This window comes from Massilia sp. P2_C2 (assembly GCF_056404615.1).
On the sequence record NZ_JBFUDR010000565.1, the window covers coordinates 1 to 1,732 of the forward strand.

The following is a 1,732-nucleotide window of genomic DNA, read 5'->3' on the forward strand; positions in this document are numbered from 1 at the left end:
TCGCAGGTTCATGGGTCCTTTCTGGGCGGCACTAGCCGGCCGGAAAAGTCCCCATTCTTTCAAACCTGTCGGGCTTTGTTATTGCAAATGCTCAATTCAAAGGCCTTCGCGCCAGACGAGACCTGCTACCGTATCCCCTTTGGGTATGTATTCGCAGCCGACCCAGCCCTCATAACCCAGCTCGTCCAGGGTGCGGAACAGGAAGGGGAAATTGATTTCGCCCGTGCCCGGCTCGTGACGGCCCGGCACGTCGGCTAGCTGGATGTGGCGGATCAGCGGCAGGCGTTCGCGCAGCGTGTTGGCGAGGTCGCCTTCCATGCGCTGCATGTGATAGATGTCGTATTGCAGGAACAGGTTGGGCACGGCCGCTTCCGCGATGATGGCGGCGGCTTGCGCGCTGCGCGTCAGGAAATAGCCGGGGATGTCGCGATCGTTGATCGGTTCGATCAGCAGGGCTATGCCGTGCGGGGCCAGCGCGGCGGCCGCGAAGCGCAGGTTGTCGACGAAGGTCGCGTGCGCGCGCTCGGGCCGGACGTTCGGCGGCAGCTTGCCCGCCAGGCAGTGCAGGCGCTTGACGTCCAGGTCGAGTGCGTATTCCAGCGCCAGTTCGACCGTGTCCTGGAATTCGCCGACGCGGCGCGGATCGCAGGCGAGGCCGCGCTCGCCCGCGGCCCAGTCTCCGGCCGGAAAATTGTGCAGCGCCAGTTCCAGCTGATAACGCTGCAGGCGGCTGGCGATCTGCTCGGCTTCGAACACGTACGGAAACAGGAACTCGACGCCGTCGAAACCGGCCGCGCGGGCGGCGGCGAAGCGTTCCAGGAAGCCGAGCTCGTTGAACATCAGGCTCAGGTTGGCAGCGAAGCGGGGCATAGGGTTTCCCGTGGTGGTTGGGGCGACCCGCTATGCTAAACCATCATCAGGCCGATGACAGTGGCGGCGCCGCCACGACAGGATCAGCGTTCGATGCCGGCGATCTGCGCGAGCAGGTCGGACGTGGCCTGCAGTTGGGCACGGGCGGGGCCGCCGAGCATGCCGCGGCTGATGTTGTCGACGACGGTCGTCGCGTTCGTCACCAGCTCGGCGCCCGTCGGCGTGATCAGCGCATAGCCGACGCGCGCATCGCGCGGGTCGCTCTGGCGCGTGACGAGGCCGATTTTTTCCAGCGGCAGCAGCGAGCGCGTGACGCCGGACGCCGTCAGGCCCAGCCGTTCGGCCAGGTCGACGCGGCGCAGGCGTCCGCCCGGCGCGCGCTGCAGGTTCAGCAGCAGCTGGTAGTCGGCAAAGCTGATGCCGTGGTGGCCGCCGAGGGCACTGTCGAGGCGGCGCACGAGCGTCGCCCAGGCGCGCGCAAGGCGCAGGCAGAACTCGGTGGTGAGGGTGTCGGGGGGTACGGTCGAGGTCATGGCGGTTCTCCAGATACTTCAAATACTTGATTGATCAAGTATGAACTCGAATGCAATGATTTGCAAGTACTTGAGTGCGCAAATATCTAGGCAGGCCACAAAAAAGCCGGGCATGGTGTCCCGGCTCGTGCAAGGGCAGGGGCCCCCGCCTGCGTCAGCGGTCGCCGCCGGAACGGGCCGCCGGGCGCGGACCACGGCCCTGGCCGCGGCCGCCACCACCGTTGCCGCCATTACGGCCACCCGGCTGGCCGGCACGTGCGCCGCCGTTGTTGCCGCCGTTGCCGCCGTTGCCGCCGCTACGCTGGCCCGTGGCCGGCGCGCCCTGCACG

The 1,732-nt window shown here is 67.1% G+C and carries 2 protein-coding genes; both read right to left on the reverse strand.

Going from position 1 to position 1,732, the window contains the following annotated elements; genetic code table 11:
- Window positions 1-96: 96 nt before the first annotated feature.
- Entirely contained in the window at window positions 97-870 is a 774-nt protein-coding gene (gene otnI, locus AC1DYX_RS30865) for a 2-oxo-tetronate isomerase (RefSeq protein WP_477265995.1), read from the reverse strand.
- An 83-nt stretch (window positions 871-953) separates the two neighbouring features.
- Complete coding sequence (locus tag AC1DYX_RS30870) at window positions 954-1,403, reverse strand: MarR family winged helix-turn-helix transcriptional regulator (RefSeq protein WP_477265997.1); 450 nt, start codon at window positions 1,401-1,403, stop codon at window positions 954-956.
- Window positions 1,404-1,732: the final 329 nt, after the last annotated feature.